General features: G+C 54.5%; 20 protein-coding genes and 2 pseudogenes. 7 read left to right on the top strand and 15 right to left on the bottom strand.

The annotated features are described in order from the left end of the window. The 6 genes from HMCN_RS0111465 to HMCN_RS0111445 form a co-directional block, all read left to right on the top strand. A partial coding sequence (locus HMCN_RS0111465; RefSeq protein ID WP_238552124.1) for a hypothetical protein occupies window positions 1–1,103 on the top strand: 1,103 nt, incomplete at its 5' end. A 149-nt stretch (window positions 1,104–1,252) separates the two neighbouring features. Then, window positions 1,253–1,378, top strand: a complete 126-nt coding sequence (locus tag HMCN_RS20005; RefSeq protein ID WP_255342429.1) for a hypothetical protein — start codon at window positions 1,253–1,255, stop codon at window positions 1,376–1,378. Then, window positions 1,375–2,355, top strand: a complete 981-nt coding sequence (locus HMCN_RS0111460; RefSeq protein WP_025917528.1) for a hypothetical protein — start codon at window positions 1,375–1,377, stop codon at window positions 2,353–2,355. The genes HMCN_RS20005 and HMCN_RS0111460 overlap by 4 nt, the downstream gene beginning before the upstream one ends. Further along, the gene (locus HMCN_RS0111455) at window positions 2,352–2,549 is read left to right on the top strand and encodes a hypothetical protein (RefSeq protein ID WP_025917527.1); all 198 of its coding nucleotides are present in this window, start codon (window positions 2,352–2,354) and stop codon (window positions 2,547–2,549) included. The genes HMCN_RS0111460 and HMCN_RS0111455 overlap by 4 nt, the downstream gene beginning before the upstream one ends. A 271-nt stretch (window positions 2,550–2,820) precedes the next feature. Next, the gene (locus HMCN_RS18695; protein ID WP_238552121.1) at window positions 2,821–3,093 is read left to right on the top strand and encodes a DUF4224 domain-containing protein; all 273 of its coding nucleotides are present in this window, start codon (window positions 2,821–2,823) and stop codon (window positions 3,091–3,093) included. A gap of 4 nt (window positions 3,094–3,097) precedes the next feature. Continuing rightward, the gene (locus tag HMCN_RS0111445; protein WP_025917525.1) at window positions 3,098–4,150 is read left to right on the top strand and encodes a tyrosine-type recombinase/integrase; all 1,053 of its coding nucleotides are present in this window, start codon (window positions 3,098–3,100) and stop codon (window positions 4,148–4,150) included. Between the two features lie 470 nt (window positions 4,151–4,620). Here the strand turns inward: HMCN_RS0111445 and HMCN_RS0111440 are convergent, their stop codons facing one another. From HMCN_RS0111440 to HMCN_RS0111385, 12 genes and pseudogenes are all read right to left on the bottom strand, one after another. Further along, window positions 4,621–5,814 (bottom strand): NnrS family protein, encoded by a 1,194-nt coding sequence (locus tag HMCN_RS0111440; protein ID WP_238552119.1) that lies wholly within the window; start codon window positions 5,812–5,814, stop codon window positions 4,621–4,623. Between the two features lie 277 nt (window positions 5,815–6,091). Continuing rightward, complete coding sequence (locus tag HMCN_RS0111435) at window positions 6,092–6,775, bottom strand: response regulator transcription factor (protein ID WP_025917523.1); 684 nt, start codon at window positions 6,773–6,775, stop codon at window positions 6,092–6,094. 53 nt (window positions 6,776–6,828) lie between these two features. Further along, a complete protein-coding gene (locus HMCN_RS0111430) occupies window positions 6,829–8,772 on the bottom strand; it encodes a type IV pili methyl-accepting chemotaxis transducer N-terminal domain-containing protein (RefSeq protein WP_025917522.1) in 1,944 nt (647 codons plus the stop codon). A gap of 2 nt (window positions 8,773–8,774) precedes the next feature. Then, window positions 8,775–9,293, bottom strand: coding sequence for a molybdopterin-guanine dinucleotide biosynthesis protein B (mobB, locus tag HMCN_RS0111425; RefSeq protein ID WP_035626789.1), 519 nt, complete (start codon window positions 9,291–9,293; stop codon window positions 8,775–8,777). A gap of 109 nt (window positions 9,294–9,402) precedes the next feature. Beyond that, window positions 9,403–10,080: a carbonic anhydrase gene (locus HMCN_RS0111420; RefSeq protein WP_025917520.1), complete on the bottom strand. Its 678-nt coding sequence runs from the start codon at window positions 10,078–10,080 to the stop codon at window positions 9,403–9,405. A gap of 493 nt (window positions 10,081–10,573) precedes the next feature. Beyond that, entirely contained in the window at window positions 10,574–11,320 is a 747-nt protein-coding gene (locus tag HMCN_RS0111415) for a peptidylprolyl isomerase (RefSeq protein ID WP_025917519.1), read from the bottom strand. Window positions 11,321–11,387: 67 nt separating this feature from the next. After that, window positions 11,388–12,071, bottom strand: coding sequence for a respiratory nitrate reductase subunit gamma (gene narI, locus HMCN_RS0111410; protein WP_025917518.1), 684 nt, complete (start codon window positions 12,069–12,071; stop codon window positions 11,388–11,390). Between the two features lie 51 nt (window positions 12,072–12,122). Then, window positions 12,123–12,785 (bottom strand): nitrate reductase molybdenum cofactor assembly chaperone, encoded by a 663-nt coding sequence (gene narJ, locus HMCN_RS0111405; RefSeq protein WP_025917517.1) that lies wholly within the window; start codon window positions 12,783–12,785, stop codon window positions 12,123–12,125. Between the two features lie 67 nt (window positions 12,786–12,852). Continuing rightward, window positions 12,853–14,410 (bottom strand): annotated as a pseudogene (gene narH, locus HMCN_RS17650) (nitrate reductase subunit beta). A gap of 89 nt (window positions 14,411–14,499) precedes the next feature. After that, window positions 14,500–18,195 (bottom strand): nitrate reductase subunit alpha, encoded by a 3,696-nt coding sequence (locus HMCN_RS0111395; protein ID WP_025917516.1) that lies wholly within the window; start codon window positions 18,193–18,195, stop codon window positions 14,500–14,502. A gap of 208 nt (window positions 18,196–18,403) precedes the next feature. After that, window positions 18,404–19,790 (bottom strand): annotated as a pseudogene (locus HMCN_RS0111390) (NarK family nitrate/nitrite MFS transporter). A gap of 58 nt (window positions 19,791–19,848) precedes the next feature. Next, window positions 19,849–21,096, bottom strand: a complete 1,248-nt coding sequence (locus tag HMCN_RS0111385; RefSeq protein ID WP_035626786.1) for a nitrate/nitrite transporter — start codon at window positions 21,094–21,096, stop codon at window positions 19,849–19,851. A gap of 352 nt (window positions 21,097–21,448) precedes the next feature. Between HMCN_RS0111385 and HMCN_RS0111380 the strand changes: the two genes are divergently transcribed. Then, window positions 21,449–22,141, top strand: coding sequence for a Crp/Fnr family transcriptional regulator (locus HMCN_RS0111380; protein WP_025917513.1), 693 nt, complete (start codon window positions 21,449–21,451; stop codon window positions 22,139–22,141). A gap of 12 nt (window positions 22,142–22,153) precedes the next feature. Here HMCN_RS0111380 and HMCN_RS0111375 read toward each other — a convergent pair whose 3' ends face one another. The 3 genes from HMCN_RS0111375 to HMCN_RS0111365 form a co-directional block, all read right to left on the bottom strand. Next, window positions 22,154–23,479 (bottom strand): hypothetical protein, encoded by a 1,326-nt coding sequence (locus HMCN_RS0111375; protein ID WP_238552117.1) that lies wholly within the window; start codon window positions 23,477–23,479, stop codon window positions 22,154–22,156. Further along, a complete protein-coding gene (locus HMCN_RS0111370) occupies window positions 23,464–23,688 on the bottom strand; it encodes a DUF2249 domain-containing protein (RefSeq protein ID WP_025917511.1) in 225 nt (74 codons plus the stop codon). Before HMCN_RS0111370 ends, HMCN_RS0111375 begins: the two co-directional genes overlap by 16 nt. Before the next feature lie 4 nt (window positions 23,689–23,692). Next, window positions 23,693–24,060: hemerythrin domain-containing protein (locus HMCN_RS0111365; protein WP_025917510.1), on the bottom strand; the 368-nt coding region annotated here is incomplete at its 5' end.

Raw genomic sequence — 24,060 nt, 5'->3', positions numbered from 1 at the left:
CGAAAAACGGACGCAAACCCGCAAACAGTGCAGGACATTCGCGCCATCATCGACCTAGCCATGAAGGAGCAAGCATGAAAACCGTTACGTTTGATCCTGCTGTTTATAAGCTGGTGACGATTGATCCCACAGAAGAAATGTGCGGCATTGGCGCGATAAAACTGCCGTCTTTAACCGATGACGGCGCATCATCTTGGGCTGATGATTTCGGGATGGCATATAAAGAGTCCGTCATGCTCGTTCCCGACACCCTGCCCGGCGTGGTGGAGCATAGCGGGGAGCCGGTGGCGTGGGCTGCGTTCGCCGATAACGGAAATGTGCGCATATGGTTCGCAAGAAAAGAATCCGCCCCACCGGACGTAATTGCCAGTTACGGCGAACTTGCTCCGATATTCACCCATCCGCCAGCACAGCCAGATACTGCGAAAGCGATCCACTATCCCGAGTGTTGGGACGTTGCTGCTTATCCGACATTGGAATCTGCGCTGTCTGAAATTGGCGCGTTCAAATGTAGCGAGTGCCATCCAGAACAGCGCAACAGCAGCGAACTGTACGAGTTCCTACGCTCCATGCAGCACGGAGAAATGACGGTCAGCCGTGGATTGGAACTGATTGATATCTGGCTGGCAGGCAATTATCGTGATGACATGTTACCGCCAGTTGGAGCACAGCCAGATACCGAAGCACTGCAGGTGCGGATTGCGGAACTGGAAGCGCAACTCGCAGCGCAGGCGGGGCAGCAGCCGACTGCGTGGAGGGCGCACAGGGTTGGCAAGGGGAAAAATCCTCAGATGAGCTATGAAGGTCCGGTGCTTTGTCAGAGCTTAAAAATTGCTGATCAATGGCGGCAAGAGCGGATTGACTTTGATGGATATGCCGATGCGTGGATTGAGCCACTCTACGCCGCACCACCAGCACCAGCCAACGTCACAGCCATCGTACAGGCTGCGCTGGAGGCGGCAGCAGAACAGTGCAAAGACCTATATAGCTACAGGGACACATACACAGCAGGGTTGATGTGCTCAAGAACAGCGTACCAGTGTTCCAAAGCTATCCGCGCCATCGACCCACAAACCATCATCGACGCAGCGAGTGTGAAATGAATCGCTTGGAGCGCACGCAGGCAATTGTTGATGCCTTTTACCGCAGTCATGGGCCGTGTTGCGCGGGATGCGACTGGTGGCGCTGGCATAACTCAGTCGCCGGAGAGTGCATCCGGTCCGCCCCTGTATCTGGCGCAGAAAGAGGCGCAATGATCGGAATGACGTACTCAAGTCTGCCGCTTGGGGCGGGCCACATCATGACGCTACGCGATCATGTTTGCGGCGAATTTAAAGATGATGCAATTATTGAATCAGCAACGAAAGAACAGCAATGAACACTACCAATAGAGCAGAGTTTGAGGCGAATGGATACAAGGCTGCGGTTTTGGGTGACTTTATACGAAATGGCGATGGAACCTATGCTTTGCGTGTTGTACAACATCGATGGGAAGCATGGCAAGCAGCCCGCGCTGATGGGCGCGCGGAGTTGAGCGACGCGGAGATAGATGCACTATTGGTAAAGCATGGAAAAGGCGATGACGGATTCCATGCATTCGCCCGCGCCATCCTATCCGCGCAAGCCGATGCACCAAAACGTAACAAATTGCCGCTGTCCGACGAGGATAAGGCTGCATTTCATAAAGCTGCAGAGTGCCGCGATCAGGCTGTAGAGTTGCCAAGTGGCGCGCTAATGTTCATCAATTATGGCGAAGGGCCACAGGACTACTCTGATCTTGATTGCCCGCATTGCGGCGGTAGTGGGCACAAAGGCGACATCACGCAGCCCCTGATTGCCGAGGCTGCGCGGGATGATGGCCCAGACCTGTCCAGCACACCGATTCCAGATGGAAGCACTCACGGCAGCGCACTCGATCAATTGTATGCGGCATTCCACCGTGCGCCATGCGGCAATACTTTGTCCGCAATTGGATGCGCTATTCAGGAATTGCAGGCACTGGAAGCCACGCAGGGTGATGTGGCGGGGGATGCGAGCATTGAAGAACGTATGGCGGCACAGGCAAAGCCTTTTGAATCGTATCTTACCGAAACTGATTTCCATGACCTACACAGATTTATGGAGTGCTGCGAGGACTTTGATGCAGGCGGCCATGACGTTCCGAAGGATCGCATGCGCAGGCTAGCCGAGCTTGGCGTTGTTCGATCTTGCGGTTTTGGTCGGCATGAAGCTACCGCATTCGGCTGCTATGTCCATGATGGCGTATGGCTTCAAAGTCCGGAGTTGCCATTAAGGACAATTGCCGAGCGCAACGAACGCGCCGCCATTGCCGCCAGCAAGAAGGATGCACCATGACCTGGACAATTGTTATAGCAATATGGTTCTGGATAGCTGAAACAGCCTATTTCGGCTGGAATTCATGGCCGCAAAGCGACGCTGAAATGATTTGCGACGGCATTGCAATGCTGATGCTTGTAATCGCACTTTCCGCAAAGAATCTCAACCAAAAAATAACAGTAACCATCAAATCGGTAGAGGCTCCACGATGACCTGCACAAAAATAGGCAATGGGATTGTATGCACAACAGAGTCATATAAGCCAGGCGACCAGCCTCCAGAGGGTTATTTGGCCTGGCACGCATGGGCTGAAGTGCAGCGCAAGGCCGGTATCAAACAGGTGCAGTGTGGCAAGTGCGGGCTATGGAAAACGCCGCAAGAACTCAGCGATGCATTTGTCGAGCATACCGGAGCCACGGCGCTTGGCAAAAAACATACTGTGCGCATGCTAGTTTGCAATGACTGTGTCAGAAAGGATGCGCAATGACCGCCGAAATAATCCGCATCATAGAAGCGACTAAAAATGCATGGGAGGTAGAAATGAGCACGTTTTTATCGCGCGACGAAATATCTGAATTGACTGGACGCAAATTCAAGTCTCTTCAAATCACTGCATTACGGCATATGGGCCTACCATTTTATGTAAATGCGATTGGCTTTCCAGTAGTGGCGCGCAGCGCGATAGATTCACGCTCCGCAGTAGCGCCGACGCCAGTTAAGGCCGCATGGGCTCCACGAGTATTAAAGACTGGGTGAAATCATGGGAAGGATTGCCACGCGAAACAAAAACTTGCCGGCCGGGATGCGCGCCAGGCATCGTGGCGACAAAATTTATTACTTTCTAGACACTGGAGCCAAGCCGAGACGCGAAATCCCACTTGGTCAAGATTACGTGTTGGCGGTGCAGAAGTGGGCGGAATTGACCGTTAGCGGCGATGTGGCTGGAAAGATAATCACATTTCGGCACGCGGCAGAGCGGTATCAGCGCGAAGTCATGCCGAACAAGGGACTTGAAACGCAAAAGGATAATCTGCGCGAACTGGCGAACCTGTACAAGTTCTTTGATGTGCCACCAGTCCCGCTGGACGATATTGAGCCGATCCACGTAAGGCAGTATCTTGACTGGCGCAAGTCGGCTCCTGTGCGCGCCAACCGAGAGAAGGCACTTTTCAGCCACATATTCAATTTCTCCCGCGAGAAGGGGCTGACAAGCAAGGCGAACCCCTGCGCAGGCATAAGAGGATTCAAGGAAGCCGGGCGTAATGCTTATATTGACGACGAGGTGTATCAGGCCGTATGGGAGGCTGCAGAGCAGCATTGCCGAGACGCAATGGACTTAGCCTATCTTACAGGGCAAAGACCAGCAGACGTGCGCAAGATGTCGCAATCCGACATTGCCAGCGGCGCAGTGTCGGTGCGCCAGAATAAGGGCGGAAAGCTCTTGCGCGTGTCGGTAGAAGGGGAATTTGCCGCGGTGATTGAGCGCATCAATGCGCGTAAGGTGTCGGGTTTTACCTTGGCAGCGAAGGATGGTCAGAAGCTGACGAAAGCAATGCTGCGCGGCGCATTCGACCGGGCGCGCGATATCGCCGTCGAAGCGTCGCAGATTGCCGCCGAGTGCGCCGGGTTGCCAGATATTACGGACAGAATCAGGTCGTTCCAGTTCCGTGACCTCCGCGCTAAGGCCGGAACCGACACCGAGGAATTGCGCGGCATGGCTGCGGCCAAGGACCAACTCGGACACAGCACGGAAACGATGACTGCACATTACGTTCGGCACCGTCGCGGCAAGCTGGTCAAGCCGACTAAATAGGCGTAAATTCGTTCCGCAAACATGAAAATGGAAAGCGCGTAGCCCCGCGATTTAACGAATAAAAAAATCCGTTTGCGGAACAAAAAACTATCTAAGCAATTGAAAAATATAGGTTAGTCTTGGGACTCAAAATCCCGCGCTGGAGACAGCGTGCCGGTTCGATTCCGGCTCCCGGCACCAAGATACAATGCACCGAAATACCAGAAAAGGCTGAAAACTTAACAGAGTTTTCAGCCTTTTCTCATGCCGGCCAAGATTCTATCTGGCACGGCTTGACGACACAGGATTGTAGACGCAATTACGCGCCCCTAAACAACCATCTACCGCAAAAATTCAACATGTTCAACGCAGGGTCTGACGACCCTGCTGATTAGCGATTGATGCAGCAGCAACGTTCTCTTCCAAACATCTGCAGTAGCGTCTGCATCGTTCAGAATGCTACTGCCGCATGACAATGGACAACACAAGAATTAGCCTTCCTTGCCATCAAGGCGCGGCCGGTAGAGATACGGGCCGTAGACAATCAGGAAGAGTACAAATGCCGCCGACCAGCTGGCCGCCGCCACAATCAACGCGCCATTGCGTAATCCTGTGCTGTCGATGGACGCACAAAACCGCGCGATAACACCAATTTGTATCAACGCATACATCACCATTTCATTGCCACTCGCTTTGAGCGGCCTTCCGGTGTGGCCAAGGGTGGTGCGGGTCATCATGCCGACAATCAGCCCTGCCATCGAGCCAATCGTCAGCACATGAAAGGCCGAGCTTGTCGAAACCACTTGCAGGGCCGCCAATGCTATCAGAATGAAGCCGCAGGGAATCCAGGCATATGACAAGTGCAAAATCCATAGCAAAGGGTGGCGTAGGGTGGCATGCGGCTTCCATCCGCCCAACCGGAACAGTTGCGAACAGGCTGCAGCAAACGCCAATGCAGCTATCAGGCGGGGTGGAAATGTAAAGATCCATGCCAAACTTGCCATTGCGGTGAATGCAATGGTAAGACGGTCGCGCTGGGGGTTAACAACCGGCTTGGTTCCGGGCACGGTATTGGATGTAAAGCCGGGAATTATGCGTCCGCCCATCACCGATTCGATCATGACGACAATCAGAATGGCGGCCTGCATTATCAGTTTGGCGGGGGTGGAAATCCAGCCTATCGCCGCGAGATGAAATAATAAGTTGACTATTGTGAGCAGGCTGAGCAAACCAATCAGAAACATATTGCGCTTATTGCCAGAACGTTGCAGCACACGATACATGGGCCAGGCAGCAAGCGGCAAAAACAGCAAGTCCACCAGCGCCGCAATCAACGCCGGCGCGGCCAGCATGGCGATGCGCCCTGCCAGCCACACGCCGACAAGGGCCGCCAAATAGCCCCGGCGCGGGGTCCACAAACCGGTCCAATTACGCCCTGCGGTAAACAGAAAGCCGATGATTACTGCTACTGCAAAGCCGAACACCATTTCGTGCATGTGCCAGTTGATGGTGATGTTTGCCAAACCAGACAGATGGCCGAAATAACTTGCCAGCCATAACGGAATACTGACAGCGGCAAAAGCTGCTGCCAACAAATAAAACGGGCGAAACCCCAGCGCCCACAACGGATGGTGCGTCGGCGACGGTTTGCCCTGCCTCGACACGTTGGGTTCATCAATTGTCATAAGGCCCATATTGCTCCGCATTTAAAGATACAAATTAAATGAATCTTATATTGTGGCATTGAATAAAGCAATAGCGAATTCACACCCGGAATATAAATAACGACTCTGAATTACCATAGATCCGGAACCAATAAAATTGAAACCAGACACTCGACTCCGCCGATCAGCAGAGGGGAAAACAGTACCCTGAAAATAAACTCTTTCCTTACTGAATCAATAAATTGCCGAATGAGCCGCCGGGGCGAGCATGACGATATTGCGATCGATCGAGAAATTCTTATGTCTGTTTTTCGGCGTTACCTACGGCTATCCCATGCTCAACGGCAAATACCGCAGCCTGCACCCGGCTGGACAGGTTCAGCTTCTTCAAAATACTCTGTACATGTATTTTCACCGTGCTTTCGGCGACATTGAGCGAACGAGCGATGTTCTTGTTGCTCTCGCCTCGCGCCAGGCAGGCAAGAGTCTCTTTTTCACGTGGCGTCAGTTTATCCAGCTCGCTCGGCAGTAATTTGGCTTGCGCCGCATTGCCCCCCTGAAATTGCGCCACCAGTTTGGCCGTCATCGCTTCAGCGACTACCGGCTCTCCTGCCGCGGCCCGTCGGATCGCCCGCACCAGAAAATCGGTATCGATGTTTTTGATCAGGTAACCGCGTGCGCCTGACTGCAAGGCAGCCCCCAGATCCTCGGCGTCCTCCGACACCGTCAGCAGGATGACTGCCGTTCCGGGACGGTCCTGCAAGATCAGCTGCAGCGTTTCCAGGCCTGAAATACCTGGCATGTTCAGATCGAGCAAAACTACGTCCGGCTGCAGCTGCTTGGCACGCTTGACGCCTTCCACTCCGTCGGCGGCTTCGCCGACAACAGTGAAATCTGCGTGGCGCTGCAACAGGGAGCGGATACCGCTGCGAAACAGGTTGTGATCATCAACCAGGAGTACGCTGATAGGCGCGACAGGCATGATAGGAGCGTTGATCTGGTTATCCATGGATCCTTTAATTCATCAAAAGAAAATCATGCCGCCAGCCGCTGTTCATGCGACAGATGCAGCACGACGGTAGTGCCGGTACCGGGCGCGGAAGCAATATCGAGCGCAGCACGGATGCGCTGTGCACGCTCGCGCATGATATTAATGCCGACGTGGCTTTCGCCCTTTCGGCGCAGGGTTTCCACATCAAAACCGATGCCGTTGTCGCGAATGGTCAAGGCAAAATCCTTCTGATCCGCAAGGCTGACTTCGACATGGCTGGCTACCGCATGCTTGCGAATGTTGGAGAGCGCCTCCTGTACGATGAACAGAATCTGCAGTTGTTGCTCGCGCGGAAACGGCGCACCATCGACATCGGCAATGAATTCAGCGGCAATCCCGGTCTGACGGCGAAATTTTTCTACCGTAGTCTCCAGCGATCCTACCAGATCGCCTTCGGCCAGGCGGCTACGGAAATTGAGCAACAATTCACGCACATCCTCATAGCTCTCTTTCACCCCGGCCTGCAACGCGGGCACGATTTCGGCAACCTCATCAATATTGCCCTGTTGCAGCGAATCTTCCAGCAGTTGCACCTGAATATTCAGAAACGTCAGCCCCTGCGCAATACTGTCATGCAATCCTTGTGCGACCATATTGCGCTCCTCGGAAATTGCCATTTCGCGTTCACGCATGGCCAGCCGCAGGTTTTCGATCGCCACCCCAAGCAGTTGTCCCAGCGTAGAAAGCAGGTCAGACTCATGTTTGCTGAATGTTCTGGCTTGTCGGAAATGCATATTGAAGAATCCGAGGTGCTGATCGCGCGCATAGATATGAAACACCGATATTGTGGCGAAACCTTCCCGATGACAGCGCAATTGCAGGGATTTGTCCATTTGATGCAGATTGTGCACCACCGATACGCCTTTTACGGCGGCTTGGCCGCATAGGCAATCCCCGACCTTGAGACAGTGCTCGGCCTCCACCATTTCAGCAGAAATCCCTTGATGCACCACCATATGCAGGTTACCCCGAATCGGCTCCAATACCCGGACCGAACCGCCGTCAGCCTCGAAATAGCGATTGATCCGGTCCAGAAATCCTTCGCAAATGGCCTCCACTGGCTGCGGCACTTGCAAGAAAGCCGCAATATCATAGAGCAGCGCCAACTCCCGATTCTGATCCTCCAGCGCTGCCGTTTTTTGCTGAACCCGGCTTTCCAGACTGCTGTATAGGTCTTCGAGGCGGTCCGCCATATGGTTGAAGCCCTCGCTCAAGCGGCCGAATTCATCGCGGCTCTCGACCGGCAAACGGACGCTGAAATCCTTTTCCGTCATGCGCCGCATGCCGTCGTACAGGCGTGTAACCGGCTGGATGATGAGCAGGAACATCAGGTAAATTATGATCACGGTGCCAGTCAGCGCCAATGCCACCAGCACCAACTGCGACGAGCGTAGCCAGAAGGTGCGTTGTTCGCTGTCTTTTTCGATCATCTTTACCAGCGCATCAACATTCGCCACGTAATCATCCACTTGCGGGTGATAACGCTGCCAACTGGCTGCCCGCTGGGGATTCTGCTGGGTCAGCATGGCATTGACCAGCGGCAGCAACTTCTGATGCCAGTGCGTGGATACCGTTTCGAACTCATCATGAATCCCGGTGGTGGGAGGCAAGAACAGGGGGCGCTGCGGATCGCCTTTTTGCAACAGCGAAAACTTGGCTTCTATCGTCCGGATTTCCTTGTCGACGACTTGCCGGGTTTCGGCATGCTCCGGCTCGTTCACCCAGCGCGACAAAGCCATCGACAAACGGTAGCTTTGCATGCGCAAGCTGCCGGCTTCGTTGATTGCCGCAGAACTGCCTTCCAGTTGCCACGACAAGAATAATGTGGCGCCGATTGCCATCAGAGCCAGAACCAGAAACCCCAGCAATACGCTAACGATCTTGGTGGAAAGTTGTTGCCAGGCAGGCAGGATGGTGTCGAGTGTCATGGCTAACAGCTTACGCCATTTTTGGCATACATCATCACCCATGCCAGGATCTGATCGCGCCGACCCAGATCGAGCCAGGCCAGCCGGCGTGCCAGCAACGGTGGCGCACTATCGGACGCCACCGCCACAATGTCCATATCGTCTGGATACAGCGCCGGCTTGCCCAGCGCCGGGCGATGAATTTCCAGTTTCGGAATCGGCTCTCGTTTGAATCCCTCCACCAGCGTCAGGTCGGCAGCAGACATGCGTGCGACCTGTTCCGCCAGAGCCGGCTCTGGAGCGCCGCGCAATTCATGGATGAGTGCGAAGCGGTAGGGTGAACTCAGCAAGACTTCGGTTGCGCCTGCGGCGCGCAGCCGCGCACTATCCTTATGTGGCGGCTCCAGCTCCAGGTCGTGATGGCTGTGCTTGATTACGTTCACGCGCAAACCCTGCGCGGCCAATTGCGGCAACAGGTATTCCAGCAGCGTCGTCTTGCCGCTGCCGGACCAACCCGCAATACCCAATATCCGAGGTGTCATTAGCGTCTTGTCGTTTTAAGTTAATTTGGCGCAGAATTTCCGCACCCGGCCTTATTGCCATGCCGTCATATTACAGCCGAGACCTGCCCGCGCAGTTTTGCAGGCTGTTTCAGAAATTGGTTTTTCGGTGCACGCCTTTCGAAGGTGGGTCGAGCGGACAGACCAGCGGCAGAAACTCCTGCTGTCGGGGAGAATATGCCAGCAAGGCGCCGGTTTCAATGTCGAAATACCAGCCATGCAGCATCAACGCCCCCTCCTCCGCGCGACGCTTGAGCCACGGGTACGTCAGCAGGTTATCAAGGGAATGCAAAATACTCGCCATCTCGCACGCCTTGTGCTGGGCCTCTGACGATTTGTACGCAAGATCGCGCAACACCCGATCCCGGACCGGTTCTGCGATACGCATCCAGCGCTCGACAAAATTGGTCTCCGGCGTAATTTCAGGCGGCGACAGCAAGGCCCGGATGCCGCCGCAACGGGCGTGGCCCAGCACGATAATGCGCTTGACTTCCAGATTACATACTGCAAATTCGATGGCGGAACTGACGCCGGGCGATGCGTCGTCGGTGCAGGGCGGCACCAGATTGGCGATATTGCGCACGATAAACAGGTCGCCCGGATCGCTGCCTGTCAATAGCATAGGATCGACCCGCGAATCGCAGCAGCCAATCAGCAAGGTAGTCGGGTTCTGCGATTCGCGCAAACTATCGAACAGCGTTTGCTGATCGCTGAAATATTGCTGTTGAAAACGACGATAGCCGCGCACAAATTTTTCGATGTCATTCATATTGTTACCACCTCTGGATGCGTGAGGCGCCGAAGTTATTTGATTCGACCGCATGCTCGAACACGCAGACGGACCAGCAAAGCAAACCTCGATCGCTGATGAATGACACGATTTTATGGCATCGGATCGCCTCTGCCTGTCGGCACGAAGGGTTACCGCAGCTAGTACTTTAGTAGTAAAGCGCGCAAGAGTCGGGCAACGGCGATTCGCCAAACATCAGCGGCCGGCGTAAAACATGAAATAACAAGGCTATGTCGCAATTGACTGTTGAAAATGCGGCCATAGCTGTAGCAGAAAGATTCTGCACCCCTATGAGAAAATCAATTTCAACAACTAACTACGACATAGCCAATAACAATGGAGTATATTGAAAAACACTGGCATATCCGCTTAAAATATCTGCGGTATTAAAAAATACAATGCACAGTATCATAGAAATGAGGAGCTGCACGCAACCGTTGCCCGGTCCGTGCAGCTGCCCTGACGGGCCGGATTATTGCACCAGCGGGGTGTCCGCGCCGTCCAGCGTGATGCCTTGCACGTCAGCCTTGCCGACCAGAATTTGCAAGTACTGATGCACTGCGCGCTGCCACGACTGACGGGTTAATTGATCGGCGATCTGCGACTTGACCGCTTCAAACGGTAACAACTCGCCATCCACGCGGCGCAACACTTGCACGATATGCAAGCCAAAACGGGTTTCCAGCAAACGGTCGCCCATCTCGCCGGATGCCAGGCGGAACACGAAATCCTCGAACTCCGGCACCGTCTGTCCGCGCGACAGCTGGCCCAGATTGCCGCCCATAGCGCCGGATGGACAGTTCGAGTATTCCTTGGCCAATTCTTCGAAGCGTTCCGGCTGTGCGCGCAACTCTGCCAGAATCGCCTCGCCAGTCTCGCGCAACAGCTCCAGCGTGACCGAAGGCGTGACTTGAAACAGAATATGACGCGCCTCAATCATTTCGCCATTGCTGAACAATGCCGGCTGGTTGCGGTAAAAGGTGGCGCATGTAGCTTCGTCGGCCTGCGGCACCCGCACTTCCTGCGCGAACAGCGCTTCCACCCGTGCATCGTCATCTTCCGCAGCAATCTCCAGCCGGTCCGCCTCTTGCAGCAGTAAGGTACGCAGGATTAATTCATGCACCGCCTGCTTGACCGGATGCTGGGCCTGCTGATGATGCGGCAACTCTTGCTCGATGGCTTCATCGGTGATTTCAACACCGTTGACCGAAATACTCATGGTGTTTTCCTCTCAATAAGAATCGGCGCGCATGCTGCCAGATGGCAGCCGCGCACGCGGCACAAGCTCAACGTGGACGCACCAGCTGGAATGCGCGCCCGAGATAAGTGACAGCACCGAAGCCGCTCCAGACATGGACCAGGCGTGTGAACGGGAAAATCACGAACAACGACATACCCATGAACAGATGCAGCTTGAATACCAGTGGAGCGTCAATGATGAAGGAGGCAGCGTCGCCGCGGAAAGTCACGACATGCTGAGCCCAAGTCATCAGCAGCACCATCATGTGACCGTCCATGTGACCGGCGGAGGCGACGATCGACGACAGTCCCAGCAGCAGGGTGGCCAGAATCCACAAAATAACAATCTTATCCTTGAAGGTCGTAACTGCAAGAATGCGTTCGTTGGTAAAGCGGCGCACCAGCAAAATGACGATGCCGATCAAACCCAGGCCGCCCATGATGCCGCCGGCCATCATCGCAAACAATTGCTTGGTACCATGCTCGATGCCAAGCGTGTCCCAGACCCAGACTGGCGTCAGCAAACCGGCAGCGTGGCCGAAGAACAGGCCGATGATGCCGACATGGAACAGGATATTTCCGGTGCGCAGACTACCGGCATGCAGTACCTGGCTGGAGTCGGATTTCCAGGTATATTGCTCGCGGTCAAAGCGAATCAGACTGCCCAGCAGAAAGATTGCCAGCGCGATGTACGGGTAAATCCCGAAGATGAATTGGTGGAAGTATTCCATGATGTGCTCTCCTTTTTTGACGCACAGATGCATCAAGATTGTGTCATTGGATCAGCGGGCAGCGCTGGCGTTGCCGGTTGTTCCTTTTGGATAGAAATTGATTGGGTGTGCACCGCCGGCCTGTGTTTTCAGCAGGGGCTCCACGCCATCGACGCCAGGACCAAAGGTTTCCAGCGCTTCGTCCATATCGCGGATCGGCGGCTCGCTCAACTCTTCGGCCACGACCGGACTCAATTGCTGTAATACATCGAAAATACCGGAATACGGACTGCCATTGGCTGCCAGCTTGCGGCCGATGTAAGCCAGCACATGAATCGCGTCGGACAGCAGGCGCTCGGCTTCCTCTTTATCCTCCAGTTGAGAAAGGAACTCGAGAAACAGCGGGACATAATCCGGCAAATCTTCGCCAGCCATTTCCAGCCCGTGTCTTTTGTATTCTTCCATCAAATCCACCATTGCTTGCCCGCGATCGCGGGATTCGCCGTGGATATGCTCGAACAGGTGCAGCGAATGCGATGGCGTGCGGTCGAACGTGCTGACATAGCGTTCCTGCAGCGTGATCAGATCGTTCGCCGCTAAAGTATCCAGCAAGGGGCGCAGCGGCGCATGCAGCAGAGGCGTTTTTGCCAGCTCCGCTTCAATTTCGGGTAAATTCTCCAGCAGCACAGGCTCTGGATAGAGCAGCAGCGCGGATAAAATCTGGAAGTGTTGCATAGCGTTTCCTTCTTGGATGGTCAGAGCAAGCCAAGCGCCGGGCGCAAGCGCCCGGCATCCTGCAGTCCTAAAAAACGTTTTCCTCGCGTTTTTTACGGGATTTCGGCATCGACACAAAAATCGCCGACCCTTGCTTTTTCTTGCCAAACAGGGATGGCTCGCTGACTCCATCCGAACAACCATTGCCGAAAGTGAAGCCGCATGAGCCCTTTTCGTTGAAGCTGTCTTCCGCCATTTCCTTGTGGCTGCTCGGAATCACGAAACGGTCTTCGTAGTTGGCGATGGCCATGATGTGGTACATATCCTCGACTTCCGCCTTGCTCATTCCGACTTGCTGCAGCACGGTCAGGTTTTCGACCTTCTCAACCGTCTTGCTGCGCATGTAAGCCCGCATTGCCAGCATCCGGTCGAGCGCGCTGATGACTGGCCCTTCCTTGCCGGCAGTCAGCAGATTGGCCAAGTACTTGACCGGGATGCGCAAGCTCTTGGTGTCTGGAATGATGCCGTTCAGGCCCATTTTCCCGGATTCTGCCGCAGCCTGGATCGGCGACAGTGGCGGGATATACCAGACCATCGGCAGCGTCCGGTATTCCGGATGCAGCGGAAATGCGACTTTCCATTCTTTCGTCCATTTTATAGACCGGCGATTTTTTGGCCGATTCCAGCCACGAATCAGGGATGCCTTGTTTGCGCGCTTCCGCGATCACCTCAGGCGAATGTGGATCAAGGAACAAATCGAGCTGCGCTTCATACAAGTCTTGCACGTCGGCGACCGATGCCGCCGCTTCGATCTTGTCGGCGTCATACAGCAAGACACCGAGGTAACGGATGCGGCCGACGCAGGTTTCGGAGCAAACGGTCGGCTGGCCAGCTTCGATACGCGGATAGCAGAACGTGCATTTCTCCGCCTTGCCGGAAGACCAGTTGTAATAAATTTTCTTGTAAGGACAGCCGGAAATGCACATGCGCCAGCCGCGGCACTTATCTTGGTCGATCAGCACAATGCCATCGTCTTCGCGCTTGTAGACCGAGCCGGAAGGGCAGGATGCAACGCAGGCCGGATTCAAGCAATGTTCACACAGCCGCGGCAGGTACATCATGAAAGTATTCTCGAACGTGCCGTACATTTCCTTTTGCATGTTGTCGAACAGCTTGTCCTTGCTGCGCTTGGCGAATTCGCCGCCCAGATCGTCTTCCCAGTTCGGGCCCCAGACGATCTTGTCCATGACCTTGCCGGTAATGACCGAAATCGGACGCGCGGTTGGCGGCGTTTCCGACAACGGAGCATTCTGCAGACGTTCGTAATCATAAGTGAACGGCTCGTAATATTCATCAATCTGCGGCAAATTCGGGTTGGCAAAAATGTTAGCCAGAATTTTCAGACGGCTACCCTGGCGCGGCTCGATCTTGCCGGCCGCGGTGCGACGCCAGCCGCCATTCCATTTGTCCTGGTTTTCCCATTCTTTCGGATAACCGATTCCCGGCTTGGTTTCAACGTTGTTAAACCACGCGTATTCCACGCCATCGCGGCTGGTCCACACGTTTTTGCAGGTGACAGAACAGGTATGGCAGCCGATACACTTGTCCAGGTTCAGCACCATGCCGATTTGTGCTCTAATTTTCATCTTTCACTCCAGATCTGGTGACGCCGAGGCGGCAGTTTGCAGGGCCCGGCCGATTCGGACCGGTCCTGCATGACAACTTATTTACTTAATTACGCCTCAGCTTTCAGCGGGCCTTCCAGCCACTCCACATTCTTCATTTTGCGAATCAATACAAATTCATCGCGGTTGGAACCGACCGTGCCGTAATAGTTGAAGCCATACGACAACTGCGCATAACCGCCGATCATGTGGGTCGGCTTGGTGACCGTGCGGGTCACCGAGTTATGGATCCCGCCGCGCTTGCCGGACACTTCAGCACCTGGCACATTGATGATTTTTTCCTGCGCGTGATACATCAGGGTCATGCCTTCCGGCACCCGCTGACTGACTACCGCCCGCGCAGTCAGCGTGCCGTTGACGTTGAAAATCTCAATCCAGTCGTTGTCGACAATGCCGGCTGTCTTGGCGTCGATTTCCGACAGCCATACGTGCGGGCCGCCGCGCGACAGGGTCAGCATCCGCAGGTTGTCCGAATAGGTCGAATGGATGCCCCACTTCTGGTGCGGCGTGATCCAGTTCAGCGCGATTTCCTTGTTGCCGTTCGGCTGCGCACCCAGCATCGATGCAGTGGTCTTGGTATTGATCGCCGGTTTGTAGACGCACAGGCCTTCGCCGAAGTCGCGCATCCACAGGTGATCCTGGTAGAACTGCTGGCGGCCGGTCAGGGTGCGCCATGGGATCAGTTCGTGCACATTGGTATAGCCGGCGTTGTAGCTGACTTCTTCGCTCTCCAGGCCGGACCAGGTCGGCGACGAAATGATCTTGCGCGGTTGCGCCTGCACGTCACGGAAACGGATGCTGTCATGTTCGCGCGGCAATGCAAGATGGGTATGGTCGCGACCGGTCATCTTGGACAATGCATCCCATGCCTTGACTGCTACATGGCCATTGGTTTCAGGCGCCAGTGACAGAATCATTTCCGCTGCATCAATTGCGGTATTCAGACGCGGCTGGCCTTTCGAGACTCCCTCCTCCAGCACCGTGCGGTTGATGCCGCGCAGCACATCGACCTCATGCCCGGTCTTCCAGCCGATACCCTTGCCGCCGTTGCCGATAGTTTCCAGCAATGGCCCGATCGATGTGAATTTCTTGTATACATCGCGGTAATTGCGCTCGACCACATTCATGCTCGGCATGGTCTTGCCCGGGATCGGTTCGCATTCGCCGGCGCGCCAGTCTTTCGGATCGAACGGCTGCCCCAGTTCGCCCGGAGTGTCGTGCATCAGCGGCGACAGGACCAGGTCTTTTTGGGTGCCCAGATATTCGCCGCCGATTTCGGAGAATTTTTCGGCCAGACCCTTGTAGATTTCCCAGTCCGATTTCGACTGCCACAACGGCTGCACCGCTTCCGACAACGGATGGATGAACGGGTGCATATCGGAGGTATTCAGATCGTCCTTTTCATACCAGGTTGCAGTCGGCAACACGATATCGCCGTACAGGCAGGTGGTCGACATGCGGAAATCCAACACCACCAGCAGGTCGAGCTTGCCTTCGGCGGCCGGGCGGAACTTGACATCCTTCGGCTTGATGCATTTGGTCTCGTCTCCCAGCATCGCGTTTTGGGTCCCCAGCAAATACTTCAGAAAGTATTCGTGGCCCTTGCCGGAACTGCCCAGGATATTGGAGCGCCAGACGAACATGTTGCGCGGGAAGTTGGCAGGATTGTCCGGGTCGTCGCAGGAAAAATTAAGCTTGCCGGCCTTGATCTGCTCCACTGCATATGCGGCGACATCCTTGCCGGCTGCTTCTGCGGCGCGGGTGACTTCCAGCGGATTGGTTTCCAGCTGCGGCGCCGAAGGGAGCCAGCCCATGCGCTCGGACTTGGCGTTGTAATCGATCAGCGCCATCTCGGCCATCTTGCCGTCAGCCGATGGCGACAGGATTTCCGCCGCATTCAGCTTCTCGTGACGCCACTGGCTGGTGTGCGCGTAGAAGAACGAAGTACCGTTCATCTGCCGCATCGGACGGTTCCAGTCGAGCGCAAACGCGAGCGGGGTCCAGCCGGTTTGCGGGCGCAGTTTTTCCTGGCCAACATAGTGAGCCCAGCCGCCGCCGGATTGGCCGATACAACCGCACATCATCAACATATTGATGATGCCGCGATACGTCATGTCCATGTGATACCAGTGGTTCAGCGCAGCACCGACAATCACCATGCTCTTGCCGCGGGTCTTGTCGGCATTTTCAGCAAATTCGCGTGCCACGGTGATCACATCGGCGGCTTTCACGCCGGTGTGCTTGACTTGCCACTCCGGTGTATAAGGCACATCGTCGGCGTAGTCCTTGGCGACATTGCCGCCGCCCAGGCCGCGGTCGATGCCGTAGTTAGCCAGCGTCAAGTCAAAAACCGTGGTCACCAGCGCGATGGAGCCATCGGCCAGCTGCACTTTCTTGACCGGCACATTGCGCAGCAGCATATCGCTGGCATCCTTGCCGCCGAAATACGCAAAGCCGACAGGAAGAACCTCGTCGCTGCAATCGATCAGCGACAGGCGCGGGTCGATGGCGCGGCCAGAGGTACCTGCTTTTTGCTCCAGGTTCCATTTGCCGGATTCACCCCAGCGAAAACCGATTGAGCCGGCCGGTGCCGAAATGTCGCCGCTGAGATCATCGATGACCAGTGTTTTCCATTCCGGATTATTGGTTTCGTCGAGATTATTGGCCAGATGGGATGCGCGCAGGAAGTACTCCGGCACCAGTGCGCCGTTCTTTTCCTTCAGCAATACCAGCATCGGGAAGTCGGTATATTGCTTTGCGTAATCGCGGAAATAAGCGGATTTACCAGTGACGTGGAATTCCTTCAGGATTACATGCCCCATTGCCATTGCCAGCGCGGCATCCGTACCCTGCTTAGGTGCCAGCCAGATGTCGCCGAACTTCGCCATTTCGCCGAAATCGGACGACACCGCGACAGTCTTGGTACCTTTGTAGCGTACTTCGGTGTAGAAGTGGGCATCCGGCGTGCGCGTCATCGGCACATTGGAACCCCATACCATCAAGTAAGTCGAGTTATACCAGTCGGCCGATTCCGGCACATCGGTCTGTTCGCCCCAAACTTGCGGGCTGGCCGGCGGCAAATCGCAATACCAGTCGTAAAAGCTCAACGCGACACCGCCAATCAGACTCAGGTAGCGGGTACCCGCCGCATAGCTGACCATTGACATAGCAGGAATCGGGGAAAAACCGACGATGCGATCCGGGCCGAACTTCTTGATCGTGAACGCATTGGCCGCAGCCATGATTTCATTGACCTCGTCCCACTTGGCTCGAACAAAACCACCCAGGCCGCGAATCGATTTGTACTGCTTGGCGCGCTCAGGATCCTGGCTGATGTATTCCCAGGCCGCAACCGGCGCCATGGTTTTGCGCGCTTCGCGCCACATCTCCATCAGGCGACCGCGCACCATCGGGTACTTCACGCGCTGGGCCGAATACACATACCAGGAATAGCTGGCGCCGCGCGGACAGCCGCGCGGCTCATGGTTCGGCAAATCAGGGCGAGTACGAGGATAATCGGTTTGCTGGGTTTCCCATGTAATCAAACCGTTTTTGACATAGACCTTCCAGCTGCATGATCCGGTGCAATTCACACCGTGGGTTGAGCGAACGATCTTGTCATGCTGCCAGCGCTGCCGGTAGGAATTTTCCCAGGTACGGTCTTCATTGACGACTGCGCCGTGTCCGTTGGAAAAAGTCTCCTTGGTCTTGCTGAAGAATTTCAAACGATCCAGAAAGTGACTCATGGTCTCTCCAAACATGCGCCTGACAAACAGGCGCTAATCATTAAAACTACTAATCGGGAATCAAGGACTGCCATTCTAGGCAGCAAACTCGCCCCTTACAATTCTCTAGAAGTCGGACTCCGACAGGCAGTCCGAACTACGCCTTCTAGCCATTAAGGACTATACGCAGCTGCCTTTTCACCAAATTGTCTTTAACGCTCTGACTCTATTAACAAGGCATTTCGGCATTCTTGCGGGAATAAAACCACCAGGTGACAATCACGCAGGTAACGTAAAAACCGACGAAACCCCATAACGCTGCGTTCGGCCCACCTGTCAGCGCAATCGAAGTACCATAACTTTTCGGTATGAAAAATGCGCCATAGGCGGCAATTGCGGAAGTGAAACCCAGCACGGCAGCACCTTCCTTGTTGGCATCGACAATTGCCTTGGCCTGGGCTGCTGCACCCTTGCCGGCTGCTTCGCGCTGACGCTCGGTCAGGAAGATCACCGGAATCATGCGGAAAGTCGATGCATTACCGACGCCGGTACCGGCGAACAGCAACATGAACATCCAAAAGAAGCCCCAAAAATTACCCGTGCTGCCGGCGCCGGGCAGGAAGTTGATGACTCCGATCACGGCTGCGATCATGACAATGAAGGTCCAGAAAGTCACTATGGCACCGCCCAACTTGTCTGAAATCCAGCCGCCAGCAACACGGGCAAGCGCACCAACCAATGGGCCAAGAAAGGCATATTGCAAAGGATTTACATCGGGGAACTGCGTCTTGATCAACAACGGAAAACCAGCCGAATATCCGATGAAAGATCCGAAAGTGCCGACATATAGCCAGCACATCAACCAGTTATGCTTGCGCTTGAAAATCACGGCCTGATCGGCAAAGGATGCCTTGGCAGAAGCAAGATCGTTCATGCCGAACCAGGCTGCCAGGGTGGTGACGAGAATGAACGGCACCCAGATGAAGCCGGCATTTTGCAGCCAGAATTGCTTGGTCTCACCCGCCTTGGACCAGATTTGCGGCTCGCCGCCAAGCGCACCGAAGACGCCGGCGGTAATTACCAGCGGAACCACGAATTGCACCACGGATACACCGAGATTACCCAGGCCAGCATTCATGCCGAGCGCATACCCTTTTTGCGACTTCGGAAAAAAGAAGCTGATGTTCGCCATCGAGGATGCAAAGTTACCACCGCCGAAACCACACAGCAGGGCCAGTATCAACATGGTTGGATAGCCGGTATTGATGTCTTGCACGGCAAAGCCGATGCCGACGGCTGGAATCAACAAGGATGCTGTGGAAATTGTCGTCCATTTGCGCCCCCCGAAAATCGGCACCATAAACGAATAAAAAATACGCAGCGTCGCGCCGGACAAGCCCGGTAAAGCGGTCAGCCAGAATAGCTGGTTGGTGCTATATTTGAAGCCGATATTCGGCAGATTGACAACCACTACACTCCACACCATCCAAACCGCGAAAGCCAGCAGCAAGGCCGGAATGGAAATCCACAGATTGCGATTGGCGACTGATTTTCCTTCGCTGTGCCAAAAACTTTTTTCTTTCCGGCTCCCATCGATCAATAACATAACTACCCATTTTTTTCTCCTGAAACAGCACTCTAAGACAGCCTCAGCCGTCGGAATTTACATACCGATTAAACCGCTTGCGCCACGCTCTTGGATCTCGGATTGAACGAGAAATACATCCATACCAGTGACACGCACACCGTTCCGTACAACAACATGAATGTGCTGGAACGCACGCCGGTCAAATCCACCAGCGCGCCAAACATGATCGGCAGAAAAAAACCACCCAAGCCGCCGGCCAGACCGACCACGCCGGAGACCGCACCGATGTTGTGGGTAAAGTCATCCCCGATGAATTTGAAAACCGATGCCTTGCCGATCGCCATCGCAATACCGACAATGAACAGCAGCACGGTGAACATCCACGGTGACAGGCCGATATGAAAATTCGCATCACCGGTAACGGTCCTCACAACCAGATTCGTTTGCGGATATGACAGCAGAAAGAAGCAGACCCAGCACACCCACATCACAGCCCAGGTCACTTTGTAAGCACCGTATTTATCGGAAATCCACCCCCCCATTGCGCGCAGCACGCCGCCTGGCAAAGAGAAACAGGCTGCCAGCAATGCCGCCAGTTTCAAGTTGAAGCCATACTCAGCAACGTAATACTTGGTCATCCACAACGCCAGGCCAACGTAACCACCGAACACTACCGAGTAATACTGGCAATAGCGCCAGACGCGCGGGTCTTTCAGCATCTTCAATTGCTCGGATAGGGGCACATTGGCCGCTGCCGTATGCGTCTTGTCAGAATAGGAAAAAAACCAGAACAGCATGGCTGTAATGAACATGGCAGCGGCGTACACCTTGGGCAGCATTTGCCAGCCGAATCCGGCGATAATCGCCGGAGCCACGAATTTAGTCAGCGCCGACCCCGAATTCCCGGCACCAAAGATTCCCATCGCAAAGCCGCGACGCTCCTGCTGGAACCAGCGCGCGACATAAGGCGTACCAACCGAAAAGGAGCCGCCAGCCAGGCCAACAAACAGCCCCAGCACCAGAAAATGCCAGAACTGAGTGGCGTAGCTGATCAGATAAATCGGCACTACGCAGATCATCATTAACCAAAAGAAAACGACACGACCGCCAAAACGATCGGTCCAGATGCCCAGCGGCACACGCACCAGGGAACCTGTGAGCACGGGAGTTGCCGCCAGCAAACCGAACTCGGTTTCATTGAGCCCCAGTTGCGTCTTGAGCGGGATGCCCAGAACCGCGAACATCATCCAGATTGCAAAGCAAATGGTGAACGCGAAAGTACTGCTAATCAGTACAGAAAGCTGCTTATTGCTAGATGCCACGATACCTCCCATAGACGAACAATCCGACGCAACAAGCTTATGTGCTGCTGCACTAAAGGTCTACTCGTCGAAGGGGTATTGTGGCAAGGCAATCTGGCTAAGCGTCTCCGCTGAACTATCTAGCCAATCAGCGCGCCGTATAGTTCAAAATGCGTAGTGGAAGGGCGACGTATTTTGCATCGTGATACGATACCCGGCCACCGTGGAAGAATAAGCGAAAATCAACCGAAAACTTCTTTTTCGTCCAGTGCGCCGGTTATTTTCCGGCCTCAGAATCATCCCAGCACACTCTTCAGGCGCTTGATTTTTGACTTCGGGTTTTTGATAGAATCTCTCACACTCTGCAAACAATGCGTCCACAGTCATGACTAAAACCAAAATAAAACTCCAGGATTTCCTGTCCAAACTCGCTCTATTCAATCAAATGGGGACGCAAGAATTGGATCGCATTGCAGTTGGCACTTCCGAAATGCATGTACAACGCGGTGAAACACTGTTTCAACGCGGCGATGCCTGCACCGGTTTTCACACCGTGATCTATGGACAGGTGAAGCTTGCCTTCACTTCTTCGCAGGGCAGCGAAAAAATCGTTGAAATTATTGGCCCAGGCCACAGTTTTGGCGAAGCCGTGATGTTCATGGACAAGCCTTACATCGTGAGCGCACAAGCACTGGCTGACACACTGCTGCTGCATATTGCTAAGTCAGCGGTACTGGCAGAACTGGAGCGGGACCCTCTATTTGCGCGCAAAATGCTGGCCGGCCTGAGTCGGCGCTTGCATGGCTTGATTTGCGATGTGGAGGCGTATTCTTTACGCTCCGGCACCCAGCGTGTCATCGGTTATTTGCTGCAGTACGGCGCCGATGCAGATGCACACGTCGATGGGCAGGAAATAGCATTACCGTTTAGCAAAGCTGTACTCGCGTCCCGGCTCAATCTGACGCCGGAACATTTCTCGCGGATTCTGCATGACCTGACGGAAAATCAGCTGATTAACGTTAGCGGAAAAAATATTACCGTTCTGAATATCGAGAAACTGCGCGACTATGACGGGTAGCGCAAAGAATATTTAATACTTCATGGCCAAGCCATCCGCTGCGCACAGTTTTATGCGTCGATACATGCGTGTTGCGCTAATCAGGTTCACCAGCAACCAGCATGAAGATACGGCAAAAGCAAGCCCGGCAACACGCGTCAAAATCCCCGGCCACTGCGCCGCTGCCAGCAATATCGCCAGTGCTCCCAAGTGTGCGTAGAATTGCTTTATAGTCACGCTATCGGTCAATATCTGCTTCACATTAGGCACGATTCCGCGTTGTGGTATTGCGCTCTGCAAGTGGTACCACACCAGGAATGGCACGATCTTGTAGAACATGCCGTTAATTACCGAGTATCCGAATCCAACAATAAACAGCACACCCAAGAGCAGCGCATAAGAAGGAGCAACCGTAATCTGCGGCAGGAGACGCCCGGCAATCCAGACGGCGGCGCAGGCGATCAAGCTCACCATGCCAGTGCGCCAGAACATTACAGTAACATCCGGCTTGGAACGTTTCCTGAACCACAACAGGTACAAGGTTGCCACTCCAAACAGCAAGAATCCGAGAGCGACAAAAATTGACATGACGGTATTCCAGCCATTCGGCTGCTGCCGAGTTAGCACATCGACAGCCGACCAAAACAGCAACAGCAGAAACAATACCGGCGCCAGCCAGCGCGTCAGATAAGGGGGGTAGAGCGGCGTCACCTGAAACATGGGAACCACTTGATAAGCGACCCCGATCACCAGCAAGCCGACCCATCCCAGCAAGCCCCAGCGTGCATGCAAATTCGTCAATTCAATCAGCGGCAATCCAAACGTCCAGGCGAATGCGCTGGCAAGCGTCGCTCCCAGCATGACCGCACCAAACAGCGCAATGAGCGCCAGACGAATGGCCCACAGCGTGGCACTAACATTGGGCACCCGCCAGAGGCCGACAGCGCTCATGGCCAGAAGCGATAGAAAAGCCGATCCAAGGCACAGTAGAGCCAGTTTGAAGAGCAGTGGTTGCGCCAATAAAAAAGCACTGGACAATGCTGCGGTGCCGACTGCCAGAAGAAAATGTACGGTACCAGCTATCAGTTTTGCGCGCGGCAAATGAACGCCTGCCACCACAGGCAAAATCTGGACCAGGGCTCCGATCATCGAAGTGGCCAAGAAGCCAAGCACCAACAGATGAGTCAATGCCAGCGTCAAAGGTGACCAGCGGGACTCCAGGGCTTGTGGGCCGTACCAGAAAAGCAGCATGGCGGCAATGATTGCAAATGCGGGAGCCGTCAAAAAAAAACGTAGCGGCACTGACAGCGGTGGCGCTTGATCGAACGATAGAATACGCTGCATCAGACCTTGTGCCAAATCAGTATCTCGTAGAGATAATCCGGACGGGAGTGCGTCTCATAAGCGAAACCGTTGTTGTAGAGAATGCGATACAGAGGGCGTGGTTCGCGGTCGATCAACATCCGCAAACGCTGATCTGGGCCCATATGGGAAAGCGCATCAAGCACACGTTCCATAGGCTCGGGCGGCTCAAGTCCGCAGACGTTCAGTTCGATTTCATTATTCACAGTTTCAATCTGCCTTATCCAGAGCAGCGATAACACTGTCGATGTGATCCATCGCGTCTATGATTTCATGGCATTTTGCAGAAAGCGCCTTGTCGGTCATCGGATACAGCATGCTTTCTTCTTTCATATTATGCTGCTGCAGCATGATATTCAGGGTTTCCGCATGGCCGAAAAAATTCGACGCCTCCAGCCTGGCTATAGCGTCGTCCATCTGCTCCATGATCCCCAGAATTTGTTTATGCTCGCTGCGCATGACATTTGTCGGACCATCCGTGCTGTCAGTTGCCTTTTCGAAAGCGGGAAAAAGTATCGTCTCTTCCATTGCCAAGTGGCGCAACTGTGCTTCACTAAAACGCTGGAATGCCACTTTCG

Source organism: Herminiimonas sp. CN, from assembly GCF_000622895.1.
Lineage (GTDB): Bacteria > Pseudomonadota > Gammaproteobacteria > Burkholderiales > Burkholderiaceae_D > AVCC01.
This window is presented reverse-complemented; position numbering and strand designations above follow the sequence as displayed.

What these genes read in the sequence shown, in the direction of transcription:
- HMCN_RS0111430 (WP_025917522.1), bottom strand. Translation starts at nt 8,772, where the DNA reads ATGACACTCGACACCATCCTGCCTGCCTGGCAACAACTTTCCACCAAG.
- HMCN_RS20005 (WP_255342429.1), top strand. Translation starts at nt 1,253, where the DNA reads ATGATCGGAATGACGTACTCAAGTCTGCCGCTTGGGGCGGGCCACATC.
- HMCN_RS0111380 (WP_025917513.1), top strand. Translation starts at nt 21,449, where the DNA reads ATGACTAAAACCAAAATAAAACTCCAGGATTTCCTGTCCAAACTCGCT.
- HMCN_RS0111395 (WP_025917516.1), bottom strand. Translation starts at nt 18,195, where the DNA reads ATGAGTCACTTTCTGGATCGTTTGAAATTCTTCAGCAAGACCAAGGAG.
- HMCN_RS0111435 (WP_025917523.1), bottom strand. Translation starts at nt 6,775, where the DNA reads ATGCCTGTCGCGCCTATCAGCGTACTCCTGGTTGATGATCACAACCTG.
- HMCN_RS0111440 (WP_238552119.1), bottom strand. Translation starts at nt 5,814, where the DNA reads ATGACAATTGATGAACCCAACGTGTCGAGGCAGGGCAAACCGTCGCCG.
- HMCN_RS0111385 (WP_035626786.1), bottom strand. Translation starts at nt 21,096, where the DNA reads ATGGGAGGTATCGTGGCATCTAGCAATAAGCAGCTTTCTGTACTGATT.
- HMCN_RS0111420 (WP_025917520.1), bottom strand. Translation starts at nt 10,080, where the DNA reads ATGAATGACATCGAAAAATTTGTGCGCGGCTATCGTCGTTTTCAACAG.
- HMCN_RS0111415 (WP_025917519.1), bottom strand. Translation starts at nt 11,320, where the DNA reads ATGAGTATTTCGGTCAACGGTGTTGAAATCACCGATGAAGCCATCGAG.
- narI (WP_025917518.1), bottom strand. Translation starts at nt 12,071, where the DNA reads ATGGAATACTTCCACCAATTCATCTTCGGGATTTACCCGTACATCGCG.
- narJ (WP_025917517.1), bottom strand. Translation starts at nt 12,785, where the DNA reads ATGCAACACTTCCAGATTTTATCCGCGCTGCTGCTCTATCCAGAGCCT.
- HMCN_RS0111445 (WP_025917525.1), top strand. Translation starts at nt 3,098, where the DNA reads ATGGGAAGGATTGCCACGCGAAACAAAAACTTGCCGGCCGGGATGCGC.
- HMCN_RS0111455 (WP_025917527.1), top strand. Translation starts at nt 2,352, where the DNA reads ATGACCTGGACAATTGTTATAGCAATATGGTTCTGGATAGCTGAAACA.
- mobB (WP_035626789.1), bottom strand. Translation starts at nt 9,293, where the DNA reads ATGACACCTCGGATATTGGGTATTGCGGGTTGGTCCGGCAGCGGCAAG.
- HMCN_RS18695 (WP_238552121.1), top strand. Translation starts at nt 2,821, where the DNA reads ATGACCGCCGAAATAATCCGCATCATAGAAGCGACTAAAAATGCATGG.
- HMCN_RS0111460 (WP_025917528.1), top strand. Translation starts at nt 1,375, where the DNA reads ATGAACACTACCAATAGAGCAGAGTTTGAGGCGAATGGATACAAGGCT.